The organism is Bifidobacterium saguinibicoloris, from assembly GCF_019331725.1.
GTDB lineage: Bacteria > Actinomycetota > Actinomycetes > Actinomycetales > Bifidobacteriaceae > Bifidobacterium > Bifidobacterium saguinibicoloris.
In genome coordinates this window covers 1-19,753 of record NZ_JAHBBF010000016.1, presented here as the reverse complement: position 1 = coordinate 19,753, position 19,753 = coordinate 1, and the positions used below count along the sequence as shown (strand labels likewise).

Here is a 19,753-nt window from a genome sequence, read left to right as displayed (position 1 = left end):
TCATGGACAACGACATCATCGACGACGAACCACAGGACGACGACGCGACGCCCAGACACGCGGCGGCACGGCGACGCTCACGGAAACGGACCATCATACTCGTAGTCGCGGCGTTCCTGACCATTCTCGTCATCATTCCCGTAAGCCTCGCCGTCGGGTTCATGACGTATCTGAACACCACGATGAGCGTGTCTGACGAAACGCGCGCCGCCCTGTCGCAGCCCGGCAACACCACGGACGACGCGTCGCAACCGTTCTACAGCCTGCTGGTCGGCACCGACCGCCGGACCGACACGGAGAACGGGCGCAGCGACACGATGGTCCTCGCCCGGATCGACCCGGAAGGCGAAGGACGCATCGACCTCATCTCCATCCCCCGCGACATGATGATCGACCTCGACGGGCATACGGCCAAACTCAACGCCGCATACTCGATCGGCGGATCGGCCAAAATCATCAAGGAGGTCCGCGCTTTCACCGGCGTACCGATCACGCATTACGCCGAAGTCGACTTCGACAAGCTCGTCGAGGTCATCGACCTGTTGGACGGCGTCACCGTCGATGTACCGGAATCTTTCCAGGCGGGCAACAGCGGGGTCAGCCTCAATGCCGGAGAGCAGACCCTGACCGGAGAGCAGGCGCTCGGCTTCGCACGCGAACGCTACAACGTCTCCGGCGGCGACTACAGCCGCACCCAGGCGCAGCGGCTGATCATCACCGCCAACATCCGCCAGTCGCTCGACATGCCGGCCGACAAGCTCCTGAACATCATCCGCACCATGGCGCAGGGCGTGAACACGGACATGTCGGTCGCGGACATCGCGGCATTGGCCAACCGGTTCCGCGGCAAGTCGCCGGTCATCGGCAGCGCGTCTGTGCCCAGCTACGCGTTCACGGACCACGGCGTCAGCTACGTCGGCGTCGCATACGACGAATGGCGGACCATGATGCAGCGCGTCGACGCAGGGCTCGGCCCGAAGGACGACGGACAGACCATACCGGAACAACAGCTCAAGAACGAACAGCTGGGAGCCGCCGCGAACGCCACCAGCCCACGCGACTACCGGCAGATGATGGAACAATCCCTGAACAGCGGCAGCATCGTCGGCGACGAATAGACGCAGGAGGGTTGCCTGTCATGCCTGTTCCGGCCATGAACAGTCATGCGTCCAGCAGAACAGGCGATACCGCCCGAAATCATGGTCGCGCAAGGTTCGGAACAAATCGGCATAATACCCATCCACGCCCTGTAGAACCGCATCGGGAAAGTACTCCTCCAGCAGAGCGACTTCGTACTGGAACACCGCGGTCCGAACAGGTCTGGCGAACCCGATGGTACGGTTGAAGTTGCGCACCACCTGCATAAGGAACAAGTCAAGCAGCCGTCCCGAATCGAAATCGGCATTCAACGCCCGTAAGTCCCGCAGGCATTGGTTGGTGACGTACACGGTATCGAGGCTTTTCACTGACCGGAAATACGTGTGCGAGATGGAATGAGGATTGACACGGTATCGGTACACCGTCCGCGGGATGCAGTGCACGCTTCCCGCCAACGTGCAGACGATGAACGCGATCATGGTGTCCTCGAACCAATAGCCTTCGGGGAACTGAAGCGCGGCGAACAAATCGGCCCCATAGACTTTACCCCACGGGTATCCGTCCGACGAAAACCCCCTGTCCTTCCGAACCGTATCTCCAAGCCGCTCCCAATTCCCTTCCACGATATCCGCATGGGATCGCGCTGCTGCGTCAAGCAAGACATCAATCGCGCCGGAAGCCAATTCGTCATCGGAATCAAGGAACGTGATGTACCGCGCGTCCAGACGCCGAAGCCCGGTGTTCCGGGCACCGGAGAACCCCTTGTTCTCCTGGGTGATGACACGTATACGGCCTGGGTGGTCCAGTTCGAGGGAGCTGGCGATGTCTCCCGTCGCATCCGTGGAACCGTCGTCGACGATGTCGATGCGATATGAGTACTTGGTCCGTTGGTCCAGCACCGATTCGACGCATGCACGCAACGTCGCTTCGGCGTTGTATGCGGGCACGATGATCTGCAGGTCGAGGTCCGATTCCGTGTCACGGATGGCGGGCTGCTCACGAATGGCCGAAGTCCGCGGATCCACGCTCAGCGTCTCCAGCTTCTTCGAGCTCTCATGCAACGGCGGAATCGGCAGGATTCGCGAGATGCGCGGCATCATCCACCGGTAGATCGCACCGTTCAGATGGGTCGCCATGGCCGCTTTCCGCAGCAGTTTCCTCACCACCATGCCCGCGCCCAAACGCATCTTCCGTCTCCTTCCCGTCCCCTGCCGACGATGTCCGCGCAATCGGACAGTGTCGCACCCCGACAACACTACTTCCGCGACCGTCCCGCAAACCAGACTCGGACACGATTCAACGCCGCGCCCACACCGTCGCGTCGGACGGCACGCGTGAACACGGACGCATGGTACAGCAGTACACCGAACCTGCCGAACCGTCTTCGCAACGCCTGCTTGGACGCGTAGTCGCGTTTTTCCTCGTCCGTTTTCCACGACGCCGCGAAATGGTGGATGGACACGGTCCTGTCGGTCAAGTGAAGCTCCCCCGTTTCCGGGTCCATCGGCGACATGACCTCCGCCGGAAGCACCATGCAGTCCGCATCGTCGAGGACGCCTGCGGCCCCACGGTATCCGACCTTCCGCATGCCGCGCGTATTGCGGACCGGGCATGCGGTGAGGTTATACGCGCCCGTTGCAGTGAGGAATCGGGCGTCCCGGTATTCCTCCAGCATGGCCCTGACCGCGGGATGATGGGGCGTCGCGGCGAATCCCACGCCCGTGTTGACGCGCCCGGGACGTTCCTCGCAGACCACACACGTCATACCCGCCAACAACTGTTCCAACGGCGCCACCACCTCGACATCCGTGTCCAGGTACACGCCGCCCTCATGCTCGATGACCCACAGACGCACGTAATCGGACACGAACGCCCACCGCCCGGCCTCGTACGCCTCACGCACGTACGGCACCTGCGACACGTCGAAGTTCGATTCATCCCATCGACGAATCTCGAAATCGGGGCAGTACCGCCGCCAGCTGGCGATGCACGCCTCCGCCTCCTCGGGCAGCGGACCATGTCCGAACCAGCAGTAGTGGATGACCTTGGGGATCGTGGTCCCTTTCGCATCGGCGGTCATGGCCTACTTCTTCCTGCCGGCGCTTCTCCTGCCGGTCTTCTTCCGCTTGTCCGCGTTGTGATAGTAGTTGCCGTAATAGTGTCCCTGACGGTCGTGCCGTTCGGCGTAGTTCAGCACCGCGCCCAACGGCTTGACATCGGCCATCTCGAGCCCTTCGAGGGCTTCCGGCAGCTCCCTGCGGTCCTCCACGCCAAGCCCGACGAGCATGATCACATTCCCCTGCCCGCGCGCCAGCAATGCGGCGTCATTGCCCACCATGAGCGGGCAGGTGTCGACGATCACGTCATCGTAGAGGGACGCGACATGCTTGAGCAGGCTGCGCATACCATCGGAGTCGATGAGCATGTTCGGGTTCTCGGTCCTGCGGCCGGCCGGCAGCACGCTGTAGTTGGCTTTCCAATACTGCTGCACCGCGTCCTCGAACGAGGCCTGCGCGGTGAGCACGTGCGCGAGGCCCAGCGACCCCGTGATACCCAGACGGTCGGCGACGGACGGATGCCGCAGATCCGCATCGATGAGCAGCACGCGGCGACCGGCCTCCGCACAGGCGGCGGCGAGGTTGACGCTGAACGTCGTCTTCCCCTCCCCCGCCTGCACGGAAGTGACGACGAGCACGTTCCCCTTGTTGTCCGCCGACGCCGGCTTGGAGAACAGCAGGTTCGTGCGGATGCGGCGGATCTCGTCGGCCTCCATGCCACCGGGCCTGCCGATCACCGCGGCGGCATCGCCCGCATACCCCGGGCCCTTGGCGAGCTCGCCGAAGATCGGCATGTCCGGTACAAGGGCGGCGAAGTCCTTGCGGTCGTGGATGCGCACGTCGAGCAGCGAACGCAGGACGACCGCCGTGACCGCAAGCACGACGCCCGCGAGCATGCCCACCACACCGTATTTGACATGATTCGGTTTGGACGGTTTCGACGGCGGCAACGCCTCGTCCACGACGCTCAGGTTGATCGGGGACACGGCGTCGGTCTGGTCCCCATGCTCGTACAGACCGGAGGACACCTGATGCTGCAGCGACTGCGCGACGGCGTTGGCGAGTTCGGCGGACCGTTGCGCATTCCCGTCGGTGACGGTGATCGTCAGCAGCATCGTCCCCTCGGGGCGCTGCACGTCGATGCGCTCGCCCAGGGAAGCGACCGTGTCGTCGAGACCGTACCGGTTGATGACCGGCTTGAGCACGGCATTGGTCTTGACCAGATCCGGATAGCTGTCGATCTGGCTCGCGATGTAGCTGGCACCGTTGGTCAGGTCGGACGTCCCCTCCGACGACCCCTGATACATGGCGAACAGCTTCGCGGTGGCGGCGTACATCGGCGTCTGCGCGAACGACAATCCCACCGCGCCGACGGTCACGACGAGCGGGATTACGATCGCCATGACCAGATGGCGACGCAACGCATGCAGGAATGTAAGCACCGTCATATCAGACACCTTTCCTCCGGATCGGAACAACCTTGCACGTCTTGCACGTTCTGCACGTCCTGGGCGCCGTGGGAGCCCCGGATCAGGGGCAGCAGCGCGAACAGCGCGGGATTCGTCACCGCGCTCGGCAGGAAGCTCTCGCTCATCGCATACACGAACACGACGAACAGCAGGAACGTCATGTCCGTACGCCGCTGCCGGCCGTACCGCAGCAGCATCAGCCAGATGGCCCCGAACAGGAGCACGCTCAGGACCAAACCCTGACGGACCGCCATGTACACGACGCTGTTGTCGAACGCCACGTCCCGCACCGGACTGGACTGGCCGAACAAGCTGACGCCGTAGTTCGCCAACCACCAGTGGTCGTTGCGGATGCGGCCGGTCATCAGATGGTCGAGCGTGCCCAGCCAGCCCGAAGCCCCCCGATACAGGTAGCCGGTGCCCAGAAAGAAGAGCACGCACGCCGGCACGACGAAATGCGCGCACCGGTCGAAGACCGCCGCGAACCACGGCCAATACCGCAACAGGCCGGCAAGCAGCAGCATGCCCGACGTGACGGCCAATCCGGTGATGCTGCGCGTGAACACAAGATACAGCCCGGCATTGCCCATGAACATCAGCGACAGCGACGGCAGTGAGGAAGCCCGACGCCACAACACGCAGCTCAGGGCGAGCACCATGAAGAAGCACAGGTGGACGATGTTCGTCGAACCGCCGTTGATGCCGATACGGGTGACGAACCCACCCGCGGCGGCGGAATAATGGGTGGTACGGGTGACGTCGAACACCCCGGCCCAGCCGAACAGGGCCAGCACGGCCAACCCCGCACCTTTGGCGAGGCACGCGCACAGCAGCACCGGACGAATCTCCATGTCCCATGCCGCCAGAATCAGCAACACCGAAAGCAGCACCGTGAACTCGCCGGTCAGCATCATGTTCAGCAGCGCCACACCGACCAGCAGCAACGCGACAACGACGTCACGGACACCATACGCCCGGCATATCATGGCGTTTGCCAACAGGACGCAACCCAATGCGGTGATGAGGACATACGCTTCGTCGCCGCTGTTGTACCCCAACGCCTGTCCCAGACATTGGACCGCGAAGACGATGATGAGGAACGCGTCGGACAGCCGCATGGACAACGCCGCGGCGCGGGAGCGATCCGTCATCAGCCGCGACATGCCACTTCCTCCCGCGCCAATCACAAACCACCGACACTACGTTGTCATTGTCGCCCACGCTCCAGACATGGGGGCAACCCCTACCCGAATTTCCGTGCCGCACGCCATTTACTGGCATTGCTCCAGCCGTTTCTGCGTGCGCTTGCATCGGAACGCGCGCCAGTCTTGGGACGTTTGATGAGTTCCAGTCCGTCACAATCCTCGGGAGTCCAATCGGCACGGTGCACCCGAAAGGCGAAGTGCTGTTCGTTGCGCGCGGAATACACCATGATTGCACGCCCGTCACGAATCAGGTCGACAATCCGCGACCACAACCGGTCACGTACTTTCGCACTCACATGACCGACGAACACACCCGCCGATATCTCCAACAGCCATCGGGTCAGATCACCGCGCAGTCCGGCAGGGCACGCCGTCAACACTATTACGACCATTGCGACCGTCTCCTCGCAGCATCACCATTCGCCATCGTCCGTGAACTCATCGACCCCGTAGGAGACGCCGGCGGCCACTTCGCCGTCCTTACCATCCCACAAGCCCACATGGTCTTCTCCAAGTTCGTCATCGGAGGTGAGTCCTTCCACGAGCAAATCTCGGATGTCACGCACCATGCGTTTCATAATCGACAAATCGTAGACAGCATCCCTCATTCGCCGACGTGTGGCGGAGCCGATGTCGTCCGGCTGTGTCTCGGCCGTCTCGAACGCGACCGGAATGGACAGTTCCGCCTTGTACAGGTCCGCTACATCATAGACGAATGACCTTTCATGACCGACATGCACGAATCCCAGTCCGGGGGAACATCCAAGCGCGACGATTGCGGCATGGGCCAATCCATACAGACAGGTATGCGCCGCGGAGAGGGCCTTGTTGATCTCGCTTCCCGCTTCGAAATCGTCATGATCGTACGTCCGCTTGTCCCATGCCACACCGGTTCGCGCCGAGCATTCGCGGTATATGCGGCGGATACGTGCCCCCTCGCGCCCACGTAGCTGTTGCATGGTCAGTCGGCTGACGTCCTCGTCGGGAAAGCGCATCTGGTACATTCTCCGCGCCACTGCAAGTCTCGATCGCGTATTCGACACCATTCGCGCTTGCTGCTGCAATAACGCGGAGGAGTGGGTCAGGGGCTTGCCGAACGCATACATGCGTACTCCGCGTTCCCCCACCCAAATCACGGTGGCACCGTTCTCCCCGATTACCGTCATCGCCTGATGGGTGACCGATGCCCCCGGTCCCAGCATTAGTACGCTCAACGTCGCCGCGGGGACATGCATCGTCCCCGTCTCGTCGGTGACGGTGACGGCGTTGTCCGCCCGGTTGATCACGCAGTGCTCGAAGTACGCGAATGAGAGACGGTCCTCGGCACGGACGAGTTCGCCGAGTTCGGGAGGAGGAGCGCCGGGAATCCGTCGTCTGCCGATCATGTCTCCGGCTCCCGGATGGGGGCCACAGTCAGTAGGCCGCATCCGAATCCCTTCGCCCGGCCGACGCCGTGACAGAGTGCATGACGGAACAGGTCTGCGTCGGTTACTACGAGTCTGCCGTCGAACAATACGGTGGTCAGGGTCACCGTCTGGTTTTCGCGCGTGAAACGTTCCCGATGTCGTTGCCTGACAATCACCGAAGGATCGCCGTTGTCGTCGGAAAGAAGGGCGAACCCATGCGTCTCCGCACGGGAAACCAGCCAGTCGCGCTGCTGGCTGACGGTGACATGGCCTTGGAGTTTGCCGACGATGTCTTCACCGTTCGCCTTGGGTTTGCGGCCTTTGTCGACGCGGGCCCTGCGCACCGGATTCGCACGCAGCCGGAACTGCCAGTGCTGTCCGACCGCGATGCGCGACAGCAGCGGCGTGTAGTCCTTGCTCTCCCACTGCACATGCATCGGCCATCCGGCCTGTTCGACGATATGCGTGAGATCGGGGGCTTCCGGGCTGACCACGTACAGCCAGATGCTGTGGTCCTGAGTCAGGTTGTCCAACCGCCACAGGATGCGGCCTTCCTCGCCGTCGCGGACCGCATCGGGAGGGAATGCGCTCTCTACCGCGGCATGGGTGCGGTACGGCGATGCAATCAGCTGTCTCGCACCTTCTCTGGCCATGTTCAATGGCACACGTGAAATGAACATGATGATGAGCTCCTATGCGAAATTCATGGGGTCGTCGGCACCGGTGGCGTCAAAGGTCGGCGGAATGCCGGGCGCATTTCGTTTCGCCGTCTCCCGACCGCCTCCCTCGGTTCCAGGATTGCCGATCCGGTAGCGGTGGACCGCCCGTCCCGCATATCGCCGATCCGTCTGACTGAACGTCACCGGCAGGTCGGCCTGCGTCGCAGACGGTTCGTCCTCGGACGCGTCGCACACGATTTCCAGCGTCTGGTCCGGGTACCGGCGTCGGTACCATGCCGAGGCATGCCACGGCTCCCGTTCCAGCGCCTGACGGACATCGTCATACTCATCGTGGATGCCCAAGGTGACTGGGAACGCGGGCGGGCAGGACCGCCGGCCCAGATACAGCGGCCATCGGGGCGACCGCAGCGCCTGGTCGAGCGATTCGAGCGCGGATCGCTCCGCACCCAGTGCGACCAGGAACCGCGCATCGGCCAGATAGTACCGGTAGGTCAACGGCATGGTCTTCTCGTATTCGTGGGTATTGCGTTTCCGGGTCAAGGATTTCTCCGTCTGGAAATCCGTTATGATCCGCCCGCGTTGCTCGACGCGTACGCCGAACGACAGTCCCAGCAGATCCTCAATCGGGTCCTCACGGACACGTCCCTGCGCGCAGGCCAGCAGTCCGATTACCCCGCTTTTCGTCGGCTCGGTGCGGGTCTCCCTGCGCACGAACCGTGATGAATCGCCCCAGGACTGCAATGGCCCCGCGAGTTGCAACAGCAATACGCTCATGGTCACTCCCGGCCGGACAGCGCCTGCGTCAGGGCTTCCTTCAGTTCGGATCGCAGTACGGGGAATGTCACGTGCACACTCACCTCGTCCAGTTCGGCGACCGGTTCGTCCGTGGTGATGTTCCACGACTGCACCGGCTGCTCGCCGTAGGCGTCCTGCACGAGCTTGAGCTTGCGGCCGAGTCGTACGGCGGCCTGACGGGAGATCGACGATCCGGCCTCGCCTCGTACAGGGTCCTCAAATGCGTCCACGACGTTGATCGGCTGGGTGTCCCGCAGCGTCACCACGCAGGTTCCCGGCAACGTACGGTTGGCGAAAGCGTTCTGCTTGCCGGTCGGCATGGAGCGGATGAACGCCTCGACGAACGCCGCGGAGCCTTCGACGGTGGCCGTCACGTCCCGCAGCTGCTCGTACAGCGAGTCGATGTCCAACGTCGCGTACCGGTACAGCGTGGACGAGTTAAATCCGACGGTGTCGATCATGGCGGCGCCGGCATTGTCGTCCGAGGCGCAGTCATCGACGGCGGTGAAGTAATCGTATTCGGGGGTGATCGTGTCCACGGAGATCGCGTGGGCGACTTGCGCCGAGGCGTCGGTGTTGAGGTCGGGGGCGTCAGCGAGCATACGACCGAACAGGGCGATGTCGACGGCTTGGACGCCGTGGAACACCCCGCCTACCTCCTTCTTCATCGTGGCGGACGGTTTGCCTGATACGTCGATTCCGGAATCATGCCATCCAATCGCCACGTCGGCCAGCTGCCCGATCTCACGGTACGCGATGAAAATCAGATATCCCGTGGCCAAGGTGCCCTTGTCCTTGCCCGCACGATCCGATTCTTTGACATCAACGCCGGTCGCAGCCAACGCACATTTCGCCAACGTCTCCGCGTCATCGACGAGATCGGGCCTCTTGGCGACGATCGCGTCGCGGATCAGCGAGACCGCGCCCTTGGTGCGTACGCCGAGCCGGCTGGAATCCAGCAGGTCCTTGAACATTTCACGCATGGCGCGCTTCCACGCCTGCGACGAGACACGTGAGCGCAGCGTACCGCCGTAATGCGCGGTCTTCGGACTGCCAGTGTCGTCGCGGTTGATGTTGCTCGGCGGCACGTTCTGCAGGTCGTACAAGTCGATGAACATGATGTCCTTCTTTCGAGTGTTTTCGTTCGGTTTTCGAGAGCTTTAATCGACGATTCAAGCGTCGTGGCGTGTAGTTGACGTACCGGTGCCGGAGTAGTAGTCCATGCTCCAACGCTGGAATACCTCGCTGCGGGCTTCCGGGAATTGGATCTGATAGAGGTCCTGGGCCAGGGAGCGGTAATCAAGCGTGATCGCCCCGTCACCGAGCGCCCGCATCAGCATGATCAGCGCACGCACGCTGCGCACCACGCCGTTGAAATCCGGCGCCGCTTCGGCGGCGGCCAGACGACGCCGGACGCCTTTCGCATGTTCCATGTCCGGGTCGATGAGGCGACATGCGCGGCCGAAGGTCATGCGGGTCTTGTCTGCGCCCCCTGCGTCCTGTGCGACTCCATGACGTCTGGACTGCTGATGACACGCATACAGTTCCATCGTGGTCCTCGCTGCACGGAGCGCGGCGGGGTCCTCCTCTCCGGAAGGCAACGATTGTCCCCAGCCTTCGAACAAATCCGAACCAATCGTCATCCATGCCGGTGCCCCCCCATCGAGGTCACGGCGTAGCCTGGCGAGTGCGGCACGGGATTCCGGCGTCCCTCCATCCCGCTTGGTGTACTCGTTCTGAAGCTTGAAGATTCTGCGATTGACGAAGTACCCCAGTTTCCCCGCCATGTCACGGGAGAAGTATCGTCTCATCGTCATGCTCCTTTCTTGTCCACGGCGGCATCTGCGGACAGTCTTCCCAAGGTCTTGTTCAGACCACCAAGGAACAGCAGCCGCGCACGAGCGGCGGTCATCATGCCCATGCGGCCTGCGTCATGCTCGTCGAACGCCGATACGCTGCTGTCGGACAGGTAATCGCTTCCGATGACGAGCAGCATGCGGTGCACGTCGTCGAGCCATTCGTCACGGTAGATTTCATAATCTTTGTCCGGGGTGAATCCGACCAGCCGATCGCGGAACAGTCCGTCGAGACGCGCATAGGCATCTTCCCGGACACGCTCCGAAGCCGCTTGCGAACGCCCTCCGGCCATACGGTCTCCGGCTGCCGACCGCAAGTTATGCACGTAGTTCGCCAGCATGACGTCCACGGCTTCACGTGTCTTGCCGATGACATGCACGGCAGCGCCGATCGCCGCGTAATCCTTGCGGGAGAAGGCCAACGGCAACTGCAGTACGTCATCAATCCCGGTCTCATAGACGCTGCTCTGGGTGCCATAGGTCATGCCCTGAGCATGGATGGAGAACACCGACAGCAAGTGGACACCTTCATCCAGGCAGCCTTCGCGTTGCAGCTCCTCGACCCATCGGACGACGCCGGGACGCAAATCCGCCTTACCCACCGCGACCATAGAAGCCAGACCACGCCAAAGCGCCTTACCCGCATCATGGGTGACCGGCATGAGCGGCGGGGAGGACAGGCCGAGTTTCTTCTGCTGCGGCACACTGAGTCGCCAAGCCGTCATCTTCTCGCACTCGTCTGTGTTGTATGGCGCGATGACGTCACCGTAGCAGTTCACGATGCCGACGATACGGCTGCCGGCTTTATTCGGCACCAGCCGCAGCCTCCGGGACTGGAACGTCAACGCATCCACCGGACCGGTGAAGGATGTGCGCACCGTGATATCGGGGCCTGAGGACTCGTCGAACTCCCATGGAGCCACATCATCCTCATTGCCGAACATCTTCACCATATTGTTGTTGGTATCGTACAGGCACCAGTTCAGCATCAGCGTGTGGAACAGGTTGTCGCCCTCGACCATTACCGGCCCCAGGACGCCCATCCATCCGGTGCCCGCCATGCCTTTGGGCGCGTACACCTTCCCTTTATTGACATGCGTATTGCCAGCCACCGGCGTCTTGATGCCTGCGGTGTCATATGCCTGCAGGAACACGAGCCAACGAGCCGCTTGGGCGAGGCCGATGGACTCCAATGAGTCGGGCGACCGCATGGAGAACAGGAACTTGTCCGGCTTCGGCACGTCCGCAATCATCTCGCTGATGGGGTCATACGCTTTTTTGCCGTTGTACGTCAAATCGGGAACCTGATAGAACGGACGCTCCGGGTCAAGAAGGTAAAACCGGTCATGGAACTCACCGAAGTAGTCTTGGAGAGGACCCATATCGAATGTCCCGTTCCCCCACAATCCGCTCCATAAATCCCTCATCCGCCTTCGGTCGGCTTCCGGATCACAGTACGCGCAATACAGAATCGCCAGCAGCAAACGTTCCAACGGCACGGTCTGCTGCGGGAGATCCCCGGAAATCGAACGGATACGTGGGGCATCACGGAAAACGTCACGTATGGAAAGCTCCCTGACGCTACCGTCCACGAACACACACGGCATCCAAGGTTCATCAAGAAGGTTGAATCCTCTTACATGAGAATCGTCGGTCATGGTATTCCACCAATCCTTCCCGCCGTCTTCGATGACGACTCCTCGGGCTGGTTGCGACATGATTCAGAATAATCCATCCTCATATATATGTCAACGCGAAAGGGAGAGATAATGTAATAATGTAAAAACCCCATATCGATGAGGAACCACACATAATCTCGCCCATTCGCTGGGTCATCCCTCAACGGAGGGACACATCCATTCTCCCCGGCGGCAGCGACCTACCTACCTGTCTCACGTTCCACATATAACCCGGCACGACGGTCATACCGGACAACATAACCATTCAGCAAAGTTCTGAGGCCACCATCCGCTTCTTCCTCGAGAAAAACGGCGAGCTTCCCCGCGAGCCATGGCGAATCCCTCCACACCATCGTTTCGTCAACGCACCCGAGCTCCAACTCCTTGATGAGCCCGTCGATGCCTTTACCTCCGTATCCGCTCATTGCGATCGGCAGGCGCACGGAGCACTGGGAGATAAGCAGAGCCAAACGATCGTCCGGAACCGAATTCGTCGGCACTTCTGCACCGGGTTCGATGCCATGGCGCGCATCCCCCACCCACGGCAGCAAACGGATGGAATCGTCGCGGCGGCGCAGCAGCATGACCTCGACCGTCTCCTGCGTGTCGCGCACCGCACGCTGCCCTTTGTCGTCATCGGTATCATCGATCGCCGTGGTTTTGAACCAGTCGACAAGGGTTTCCTCCTCACCAATCATGCTCCGCAACGACTTGATGCGATAATGCCGCGCGCGTTCGCGCTTCTTCTCCTGTCTGTCCGTACGCGAGGCGACGGCCTTCGCATACGACTCACGCCATGTCTTGGGAATCGTCTCTTCCGCATGCTCGCGGTACGCCATTCGCACGGTGGACGCGATGTCCTTGGGCAGGGATGCCTCCATCGATGCACCTGGAACATCCAATCCCAGCACTCCTAACGTTTCCAATAACGAGGCCTCCTCGTAAACGGTCTGTACGCCGCCATCGAATCGAGGGATGCCCGCATCCCATTCGGCGATGCCGCGGATATGGCAGGATGCGGCACGAAGCGGTATGGGCCTATCCTGTTGACCGGCGCCTCGCACGTGGCGGTGCACACGTCCCAGCCGCTGCATGAGCAGGTCGACCGGAGCGATGTCGGTGATCAGCGCGTCGAAATCGATGTCCAACGATTGTTCAAGCACCTGCGTGCCGACGACGATCAGCCTTTCGGGACGTCGCCCGTTCGCCAATGTGCTTCGCGGCCCAAGCAATTCACGTAGCTCACGCTCGTTGTCCATACGGTCCATGTCCATGAACCTGGCATGCGTCAAACGAATCCGATCATTACCGTATCGTTCGGACAGCAACGCCTCCACGTGCTGCGCGCGAGGAACCGTATCACAGATGACTCCGATGCAGCCGCCATCCCGCAGCAATCCATCGAGCAGCACCGTCAGGGAGTCATCATCATCCGACATCAACCGGCACGTCACGCGCAGCGTTCGGCCGGACGGTTCGACGGCTCGCATCCGCAACCGGTCGCCGGATGAATAGGTGATCAACGGATACGCCTCGTCGCAGGTCGTACCGGAACCAGATGCCACGACAACCGACGAGCCACCGTCCACCGCATTGGCTCTCGAAGCAACGGCACCAAATCGACTACGCGAACGCCGCCTGTACCGGGCCGAACGTTTGACTCCTCCATCCTGTGTCGGGGAAGGAGCGTTCGCCCGTTCTCCGCTCTCCCTCCCACGCAGATAGGCCTCCGCCATCTCCTTGCGCTGCCGCTCCGGCAGCGTGGCGGACAACAGAATGACCGGCGTACGGAACCCTCCCAACCATTCGAGGATGCGCTTCAGATACTCCTGCATGTACGCGTCATAGGCGTGGCATTCGTCGATGACGACCACCTTGTTGGCAAGCGCCAGTTGTCTCAACACAACGTGCTTCATCTGCAGGGCACCCATGAGCACCTGGTCGACGGTGCAGACCAGGAAGTTGGCGAGTACGCCTTTCTTGCGTCCCCACATCCACTCGGACACGACCGTTTCGGGGGATGAAACGCCATGCCGCGCCTCCATGTCTATAGATGACCAGGCTGACGCCATATTCCGCGAAGCGACGATGATGCCGCGGAATTCCTCATTGAGCTGTGCCTTCCCGTGCGCGAGCCACACGGTCTTCCCATCCGTCCCGGGTTCCATCGGGAGGGCGTCGATCCATGAGTGTGCTCTGCCGAACATGGCGTCGGTGGTCGCCATGGTGGGCAGTGCGATGCATACGCCTCCGCAACCGGATCGTTGCGCGAGCAGTTCCGCCGCAGCGAACGCCGCCTCGGTCTTCCCCTCGCCCATCGGCGCCTCGATAATCATCAGTCCGGGGTCGTCGGCTCGTGCGGCGACCGTCACGGCCTCGCGCTGCACCGGTCTTGGAGAGGCCTCCTGCGGCAGGGAGAACCGGCTCCGGAACCATTCGTCCAACACGGAATCATCCATGTGCAAGTCGTTGGTGATGGGATGCCACGGCGCGCACAGACGCAGAGTACGCCACGCCCGATCCGCACGACGACGCAGACCTTCCCAAGAACGCACGTCATCATCCTGGTCCTCGCTAAAACCACTCAGTGTGCCCGGAACGGCAATCAGGGGAAACATACCTTCATCACTATTGCTCGCCATCCAGTCGGCCATAATCACCGCCCCCGTCAGCAATGCCTCGGACGACGCCTCCAAGCGTCGTTCTCCCAATCGGACCATGTCGTCAGGAGACAAACCGACGCGTCGAATCACGAATTCCAGCAGCTCACGCTGTACTGGTTCCCACCGGTCCTTCGCGGCATCGTCCCATCCCATACGGATTGGTTCCCCACATCGGGCCTCTTTCAGCTGATGACTGTCAGGCGGAGTGCCATGATGACCGCCGACCACGCTGCCGTACGATCTCGCGACGTCCGACGACCACCCGTATGCTGTGGTCAGATGTCGTTCGAGGATGGCCTGTCCGGCAATCGGATGGGATGGATGGTTCGGGTCGGAAAAGTCACGAATCGGTAATCCCGCTCGCTCCGGCAACCAAGCCAACGATGAAGGCAAGCCGTCACCCAACAAGTCGAACCGAATCGGTTTGGATTGGAAAAGCGGCGTAGCCTTTCCAATGTCATGAACACCTGCCAGAAGCAAATACACTCGACAGGCCAATGATTCGTCGGCGACATCACGAATGAGAACGGCCTTGGTACCGTCCGGAATCCAATGGTCCCAGAGCCTCTCGGCCATACCGATCGAATCGGCCATATGCACATACAACGGCAGCCAACGACTGCCATCGAGCCGGTCCGTCTTGCCCCACAACAGGCGTGCGCCATCAGACAGGGACAGTTCGTCATCGTCCATCGTCATGCCATCGCTCCTTTCAGCGCAGCGTGCCTCAATCGTTCCAGCGCGTCCCAATTACCAAGCCGTCGGGCGAGTGCCACCGACAGCTCCGTCCAACCGCAAGGCGATGAGTCGATCGGGCATGAATCCACCTGCGAGCCTCGACTCGTCGCCGGATATCGGGCCGCCACCTCCCATGCTCGATCGAGAGAATCCTCCAGTAGGAATCTCGTCGCTGCAAGCCACGCCATCGCCTCATCGTCCATATGGTCCGACTCGAATTCCGCCGCCCTCGCATACTCTCCTGCCAGCAACAGATCGTCATGTCTGAGCCGGCACATATACGAGTGCAAACGCGACGAGCGCCGGGACACGGCCGCATCGTTCATGGCATGTTCCCATCCATCCAACGCCTCATCCGCGATCCGCCGTGTTCTTTGTCTCCTTGAAAAAGACAGCAGCGCGACCCCAAGCTTCTCCCCCAATATCTCCGGTTCCTCGCGGAGGAAACCCATGATGCCGGCTGCCATGGTCGCAAACGTCCCCACTCCGGAACGCTCATCGGCGACCGTTCTTTCCACGAGCAATCTCACCTTCCATGCCAAATGCTCCAGACTCCTCTCAAGGCCTCCCTCTTCGAAGGCTCCCCCATCGCCTCCGACATATTCCAGGGAACTTCCCACGATGCGCATCACGAGAAACACGTTGGACAACGCCTGTCCGTAATCCTCAGCCGCCAGTGCATTGTCCAGAACGACGTCCGCACCTTCGAACGCATCGCCGACATCACGACGCGCACCGTCCGATTCCAGAAACGATTGGATGAACGACTCCGTCATACGCCCGGCCTGCGATCCGGACAGGACCGGAAACCGCGGTCCGCCCATACACGTGGTGACAGCCGCCATTCCCGCGCATTCCCCGACGACTGCCTCATCCCATACCAGCAGCGGACCATGGGCGCCATACCATGAGGCCAGACGGGAACGAATCTCATCGTAGACGTCCACACGTATAGAGCACGGTTCATCCAACCATGTTCCCAGCGCCACATCCGCTCCACCTTGCGGGGGCGCAAGCGACGCATCGTCATTATCCGCGGAGCCGCCGATGGCGAGCATCACCGCTGCGGAGTGCTTGCAACGCTTGCCTTTCGCCGCAAACGGACAACTGCACGAGACCATGCATCGCATGGAAGCATCATCGATACGCACCAATACGTCATAGAGACTTCCACCCTCGACCTCCCCATGGAACAGGCCGTGAGTGATTGCGCCCACGGACCGAACCCGACCTTCATGAAAGTACGCTTCTCCTCGGGAGAAAACATTCGGAGCAAACAACGGGGAGACAACATCGGCGTTCATGGATTCACCATACCCCGCAATCGTCTACACCGACGAAAGACACGCACGTTCCATCTCGATGGGATTGGCCATCCGTTGCCTCAAAGTCATCTCGTTCGGAATGGAATATATTCGTCGGGAGTGTCGTACATGCCGATCTCCTCCGCGGCATCCCGCATATTCTCCAATGCACTCCTGCGCCGGCGCTCGGACTCCCGCTTGAACCTGAGTACGTCGTCGGCCATGACCGTCCGCTGCCCGGTGCGGCTGTCTCTCTTGAACGGGATCACCCCGGAATCCAGAATACAGCCGACGGTCTTCGGAGAGACACGGAGCAACCGTGCCATCTCAGCAGTGGTCATCATCCGACAATCCGACGAAGCATGAGCAATGACGTCTCGGAACAAACGCACCTGTTCCTCATCGAGCTCATAAGCAGAACCATCCACTTCCACGAAATACACCCTGCCCGGCACCAGCCGATTGGCTGTCGTCCGTGTTGCCGTCACCATAGTTTTCTCCTTCAGATGATGGTCCGGAATGCCGTGAAACGGTCAGACAAGGGACTGTCTCTTTAAGTGTGTAACTGACGGTTTTTCATTTGTCAGTTTCTGTCATCCGGCCAGCGGTCGGCGAAGGCGATGGCGAACGCGTTGAGCGCGGGTTTCCACCGTGCAGTCCATCGTACCTGGCCCTTGCCTGTCAGGTCCAATGACCTGACGGTCAGATACAGGCACTTCGGGGCGGCACGTTCATCGGGGGAAGTGGCCGCGCGCCCTGATGGAACGACGGAACCGGGCGTTGAGGCTCTCGATCGCATTCGTCGAGCAGATCACCCGCCTGATTTCGACGTCGCAGTCGAGGAGCGGCACGAACCTGTCCCACGCGTCCATCCACAGGCCCCGGATCGCGGGATACTTCTCGGCTCACCTGACGAGCATCTCGTCGCTCGCGGCAACGGCGGCGGTCTCGCTGACGGCCGTACAGACGGGCTTCAGGTCGTCGCCGATGGCGCTCCAGTCGCCTTTGGACACATACTGGTACGTGTTTCAGATGGATGATGCAGGTCTGCACGACCGCGCGGGCCAGACCACGCCGACCGCGTCGGACAGCCCCTTCAGTCCGTCGCAGATCAGGAAGAACACGTCCTCGACGCCACGGTTCTTCAGTTCCGTGAGCACCGTGAGCCAGTGCCGGGCGCCCTCGGCAGCAGGCGAGCCCCAGATGCCCAGCACGTCCCGGTCGCCATCCAGGTCCACGCCGATGGCCGCGTAGAACGCGCGGTTGGCGACCTGGCCGTCACGCACCTTGACATGGATAGCATCGACGAACACGGCCGCGTACACCCGGTCCAGGGGCGCGTCGACCACTCGCTCATCTGGTAGACGACTTTCTCGGTGACCCGGCTAATCGTCTCCTTGGAGACCGAGGCGCCGTAGATCTGGCTGAAGTGGACGCTGATCTCCCCTGTGGTGAGCCCCTTTACGCACAGTGAGAGCACCACCTCGCCCACGTCGTTCAGACGCCGCTGGCGCTTTTTGACGATGACGGGCGCGAACGAGCCGTCCCGGTCACGCGGCACCTCGATGGTGACGGGACCGACCGCGTCGGCCACGACGGTCTTCGAGGTGGTGCCGTTGCGCGTGTTCGACGCCCTACCCTCCGCGCTTTTCTCGTGTCTGGCCCGGCCGACGCGCTCGGTCATCTCCTCGTCCAGAGCGGTCTCGAGCACGGTCCTGGTGAACTGTCTGAGCAGCCCATCGGGTCCGGTCAGGTCGAGGCCCTGCTCCTTGGCCTTACGGATCATCTCCAGCGCGAGCTCGCGCTCGACCGGGGACGTCTTCGGCGCCCTGCGTTTCCTTGGTTTATTCGTGGCTTCCTTGCCGACGGCCGTCGTCGTTGTCATGGTTTCCATTGTCTCAGTCGGCATGCTCATCACAGGCCCTTTCCCACCGGTCTCACGACCAGCGATCAAAGCCAGTTACACACTTTCCGGGACAGTCCCCGCCATGGACTTCACCGGCACCTGGTACGGACAGGAATCATCCCCGCGTATGCGGGGAACACCAGCGGACCCGGTACGAGTCGCGGCCGGTGTGGGGATCATCCCCGCGTATGCGGGGAACACAAGTGGTCGAGGTTGTATGAGTCGTCGCTGGTGGGATCATCCCCGCGTATGCGGGGAACACCAGACACGACGCACCAAGGGGGCCGGCAGCGTGGGATCATCTCCGCGTATGCGGGGAACACATCGTTGAAACCGCTCACCATCCACCCGAACCGGGATCATCCCCGCGTATGCGGGGAACACACGTTCGCGTAGAATTTCGCGGCCGGGTACCGGGGATCATCCCCGCGTATGCGGGGAACACGATTGCAAGACTTATTAGCATGATGCCCCCCTAGGGATCATCCCCGCGTATGCGGGGAACACGGAAAGCGGAGGCAGATACAACGTATACATCCGGGATCATCCCCGCGTATGCGGGGAACACATGGTCGTCGCCGCGTTCAGCATCTGCGCGCTGGGATCATCCCCGCGTATGCGGGGAACACTATTGTTTTGCACCCGTTGACGATGGTGGACGGGGATCATCCCCGCGTATGTGTATTGCTTCAATGTTTGTTCGTCAGGTTGAGCGGTGTTTTTCCGCAGTGTGGGCTGATGGTTTGGGGGCGGTGACGTTTTGTTGGACTTCGTTGTCTGTATGGTCGTTCAGCACGTTATCGCAGGTGTTCAGGCGACGAGCCCGAGCTCGACGCGTTTGTCCATGATGCTCATGCCGTATTCGGTCTTGATGCGCTTGTCCCTGTACCAGACCAT

Annotated in this window: 16 protein-coding genes, 1 pseudogene and 1 CRISPR repeat array; of the genes and pseudogenes, 1 reads left to right on the top strand and 16 read right to left on the bottom strand. The window is 61.5% G+C overall.

From position 1 onward, the window contains the following. Positions 1-2 precede the first annotated feature (2 nt). Positions 3-1,118 carry an LCP family protein gene (locus tag KIH78_RS09040; protein ID WP_236034545.1) on the top strand — a complete coding sequence of 372 codons (1,116 nt, stop codon included), beginning with the start codon at positions 3-5 and terminating at the stop codon, positions 1,116-1,118. An 18-nt stretch (positions 1,119-1,136) separates the two neighbouring features. On the opposite strand, the gene KIH78_RS09035 is transcribed toward KIH78_RS09040, so the two are convergent. From KIH78_RS09035 to KIH78_RS08960, 16 genes and pseudogenes are all read right to left on the bottom strand, one after another. After that, complete coding sequence (locus KIH78_RS09035) at positions 1,137-2,285, bottom strand: glycosyltransferase family 2 protein (RefSeq protein ID WP_219132090.1); 1,149 nt, start codon at positions 2,283-2,285, stop codon at positions 1,137-1,139. Between the two features lie 68 nt (positions 2,286-2,353). Then, positions 2,354-3,178 carry a glycosyltransferase family 32 protein gene (locus KIH78_RS09030; RefSeq protein ID WP_219132089.1) on the bottom strand — a complete coding sequence of 275 codons (825 nt, stop codon included), beginning with the start codon at positions 3,176-3,178 and terminating at the stop codon, positions 2,354-2,356. Positions 3,179-3,181: 3 nt separating this feature from the next. Continuing rightward, a complete protein-coding gene (locus KIH78_RS09025) occupies positions 3,182-4,603 on the bottom strand; it encodes a tyrosine-protein kinase domain-containing protein (RefSeq protein WP_214315368.1) in 1,422 nt (473 codons plus the stop codon). Further along, on the bottom strand, positions 4,600-5,787 hold the full coding sequence (locus KIH78_RS09020) for a hypothetical protein (protein WP_219132088.1): 1,188 nt from the start codon (positions 5,785-5,787) through the stop codon (positions 4,600-4,602). Before KIH78_RS09020 ends, KIH78_RS09025 begins: the two co-directional genes overlap by 4 nt. 80 nt (positions 5,788-5,867) lie before the next feature. Next, positions 5,868-6,221 carry a type I-E CRISPR-associated endoribonuclease Cas2e gene (cas2e, locus tag KIH78_RS09015; protein ID WP_214315372.1) on the bottom strand — a complete coding sequence of 118 codons (354 nt, stop codon included), beginning with the start codon at positions 6,219-6,221 and terminating at the stop codon, positions 5,868-5,870. A 21-nt stretch (positions 6,222-6,242) separates the two neighbouring features. Next, on the bottom strand, positions 6,243-7,214 hold the full coding sequence (cas1e, locus tag KIH78_RS09010; RefSeq protein ID WP_214315374.1) for a type I-E CRISPR-associated endonuclease Cas1e: 972 nt from the start codon (positions 7,212-7,214) through the stop codon (positions 6,243-6,245). Continuing rightward, positions 7,211-7,915 (bottom strand): type I-E CRISPR-associated protein Cas6/Cse3/CasE, encoded by a 705-nt coding sequence (cas6e, locus tag KIH78_RS09005; protein ID WP_214315376.1) that lies wholly within the window; start codon positions 7,913-7,915, stop codon positions 7,211-7,213. Before cas6e ends, cas1e begins: the two co-directional genes overlap by 4 nt. 12 nt (positions 7,916-7,927) lie before the next feature. Further along, complete coding sequence (gene cas5e, locus KIH78_RS09000; RefSeq protein ID WP_214315378.1) at positions 7,928-8,689, bottom strand: type I-E CRISPR-associated protein Cas5/CasD; 762 nt, start codon at positions 8,687-8,689, stop codon at positions 7,928-7,930. Positions 8,690-8,691: 2 nt separating this feature from the next. Next, positions 8,692-9,828, bottom strand: a complete 1,137-nt coding sequence (gene cas7e, locus KIH78_RS08995; RefSeq protein WP_214315383.1) for a type I-E CRISPR-associated protein Cas7/Cse4/CasC — start codon at positions 9,826-9,828, stop codon at positions 8,692-8,694. 54 nt (positions 9,829-9,882) lie between these two features. Next, a complete protein-coding gene (gene casB / locus KIH78_RS08990) occupies positions 9,883-10,521 on the bottom strand; it encodes a type I-E CRISPR-associated protein Cse2/CasB (protein ID WP_236034544.1) in 639 nt (212 codons plus the stop codon). Between the two features lie 2 nt (positions 10,522-10,523). Then, positions 10,524-12,224, bottom strand: coding sequence for a type I-E CRISPR-associated protein Cse1/CasA (casA, locus tag KIH78_RS08985; RefSeq protein WP_219132087.1), 1,701 nt, complete (start codon positions 12,222-12,224; stop codon positions 10,524-10,526). Between the two features lie 221 nt (positions 12,225-12,445). Next, positions 12,446-15,607, bottom strand: a complete 3,162-nt coding sequence (locus tag KIH78_RS08980) for a CRISPR-associated endonuclease Cas3'' (protein ID WP_236034543.1) — start codon at positions 15,605-15,607, stop codon at positions 12,446-12,448. Next, positions 15,604-16,863 carry an SWIM zinc finger family protein gene (locus tag KIH78_RS08975; protein ID WP_219132086.1) on the bottom strand — a complete coding sequence of 420 codons (1,260 nt, stop codon included), beginning with the start codon at positions 16,861-16,863 and terminating at the stop codon, positions 15,604-15,606. Before KIH78_RS08975 ends, KIH78_RS08980 begins: the two co-directional genes overlap by 4 nt. A gap of 173 nt (positions 16,864-17,036) precedes the next feature. Continuing rightward, entirely contained in the window at positions 17,037-17,441 is a 405-nt protein-coding gene (locus tag KIH78_RS08970; RefSeq protein ID WP_219132085.1) for a helix-turn-helix domain-containing protein, read from the bottom strand. 92 nt (positions 17,442-17,533) lie between these two features. Beyond that, a pseudogene (locus tag KIH78_RS08965) lies at positions 17,534-18,736 on the bottom strand (IS256 family transposase). A 231-nt stretch (positions 18,737-18,967) separates the two neighbouring features. Beyond that, a CRISPR array of direct repeats spans positions 18,968-19,485; the repeat unit is 29 nt; unit sequence GGGATCATCCCCGCGTATGCGGGGAACAC. A 74-nt stretch (positions 19,486-19,559) separates the two neighbouring features. Beyond that, positions 19,560-19,753, bottom strand: a 194-nt coding sequence (locus KIH78_RS08960; protein WP_219132084.1) for a hypothetical protein, incomplete at its 5' end; no start/stop codon positions are given.

Bases quoted from the DNA above. Each gene is read 5' to 3' on its own strand.
- KIH78_RS09040 (WP_236034545.1), top strand. From the start codon at position 3: ATGGACAACGACATCATCGACGACGAACCACAGGACGACGACGCGACG.
- KIH78_RS09035 (WP_219132090.1), bottom strand. From the start codon at position 2,285: ATGCGTTTGGGCGCGGGCATGGTGGTGAGGAAACTGCTGCGGAAAGCG.
- KIH78_RS09030 (WP_219132089.1), bottom strand. From the start codon at position 3,178: ATGACCGCCGATGCGAAAGGGACCACGATCCCCAAGGTCATCCACTAC.
- KIH78_RS09025 (WP_214315368.1), bottom strand. From the start codon at position 4,603: ATGACGGTGCTTACATTCCTGCATGCGTTGCGTCGCCATCTGGTCATG.
- KIH78_RS09020 (WP_219132088.1), bottom strand. From the start codon at position 5,787: ATGTCGCGGCTGATGACGGATCGCTCCCGCGCCGCGGCGTTGTCCATG.
- cas2e (WP_214315372.1), bottom strand. From the start codon at position 6,221: ATGGTCGTAATAGTGTTGACGGCGTGCCCTGCCGGACTGCGCGGTGAT.
- cas1e (WP_214315374.1), bottom strand. From the start codon at position 7,214: ATGATCGGCAGACGACGGATTCCCGGCGCTCCTCCTCCCGAACTCGGC.
- cas6e (WP_214315376.1), bottom strand. From the start codon at position 7,915: ATGTTCATTTCACGTGTGCCATTGAACATGGCCAGAGAAGGTGCGAGA.
- cas5e (WP_214315378.1), bottom strand. From the start codon at position 8,689: ATGAGCGTATTGCTGTTGCAACTCGCGGGGCCATTGCAGTCCTGGGGC.
- cas7e (WP_214315383.1), bottom strand. From the start codon at position 9,828: ATGTTCATCGACTTGTACGACCTGCAGAACGTGCCGCCGAGCAACATC.
- casB (WP_236034544.1), bottom strand. From the start codon at position 10,521: ATGAGACGATACTTCTCCCGTGACATGGCGGGGAAACTGGGGTACTTC.
- casA (WP_219132087.1), bottom strand. From the start codon at position 12,224: ATGACCGACGATTCTCATGTAAGAGGATTCAACCTTCTTGATGAACCT.
- KIH78_RS08980 (WP_236034543.1), bottom strand. From the start codon at position 15,607: ATGACGATGGACGATGACGAACTGTCCCTGTCTGATGGCGCACGCCTG.
- KIH78_RS08970 (WP_219132085.1), bottom strand. From the start codon at position 17,441: ATGGTGACGGCAACACGGACGACAGCCAATCGGCTGGTGCCGGGCAGG.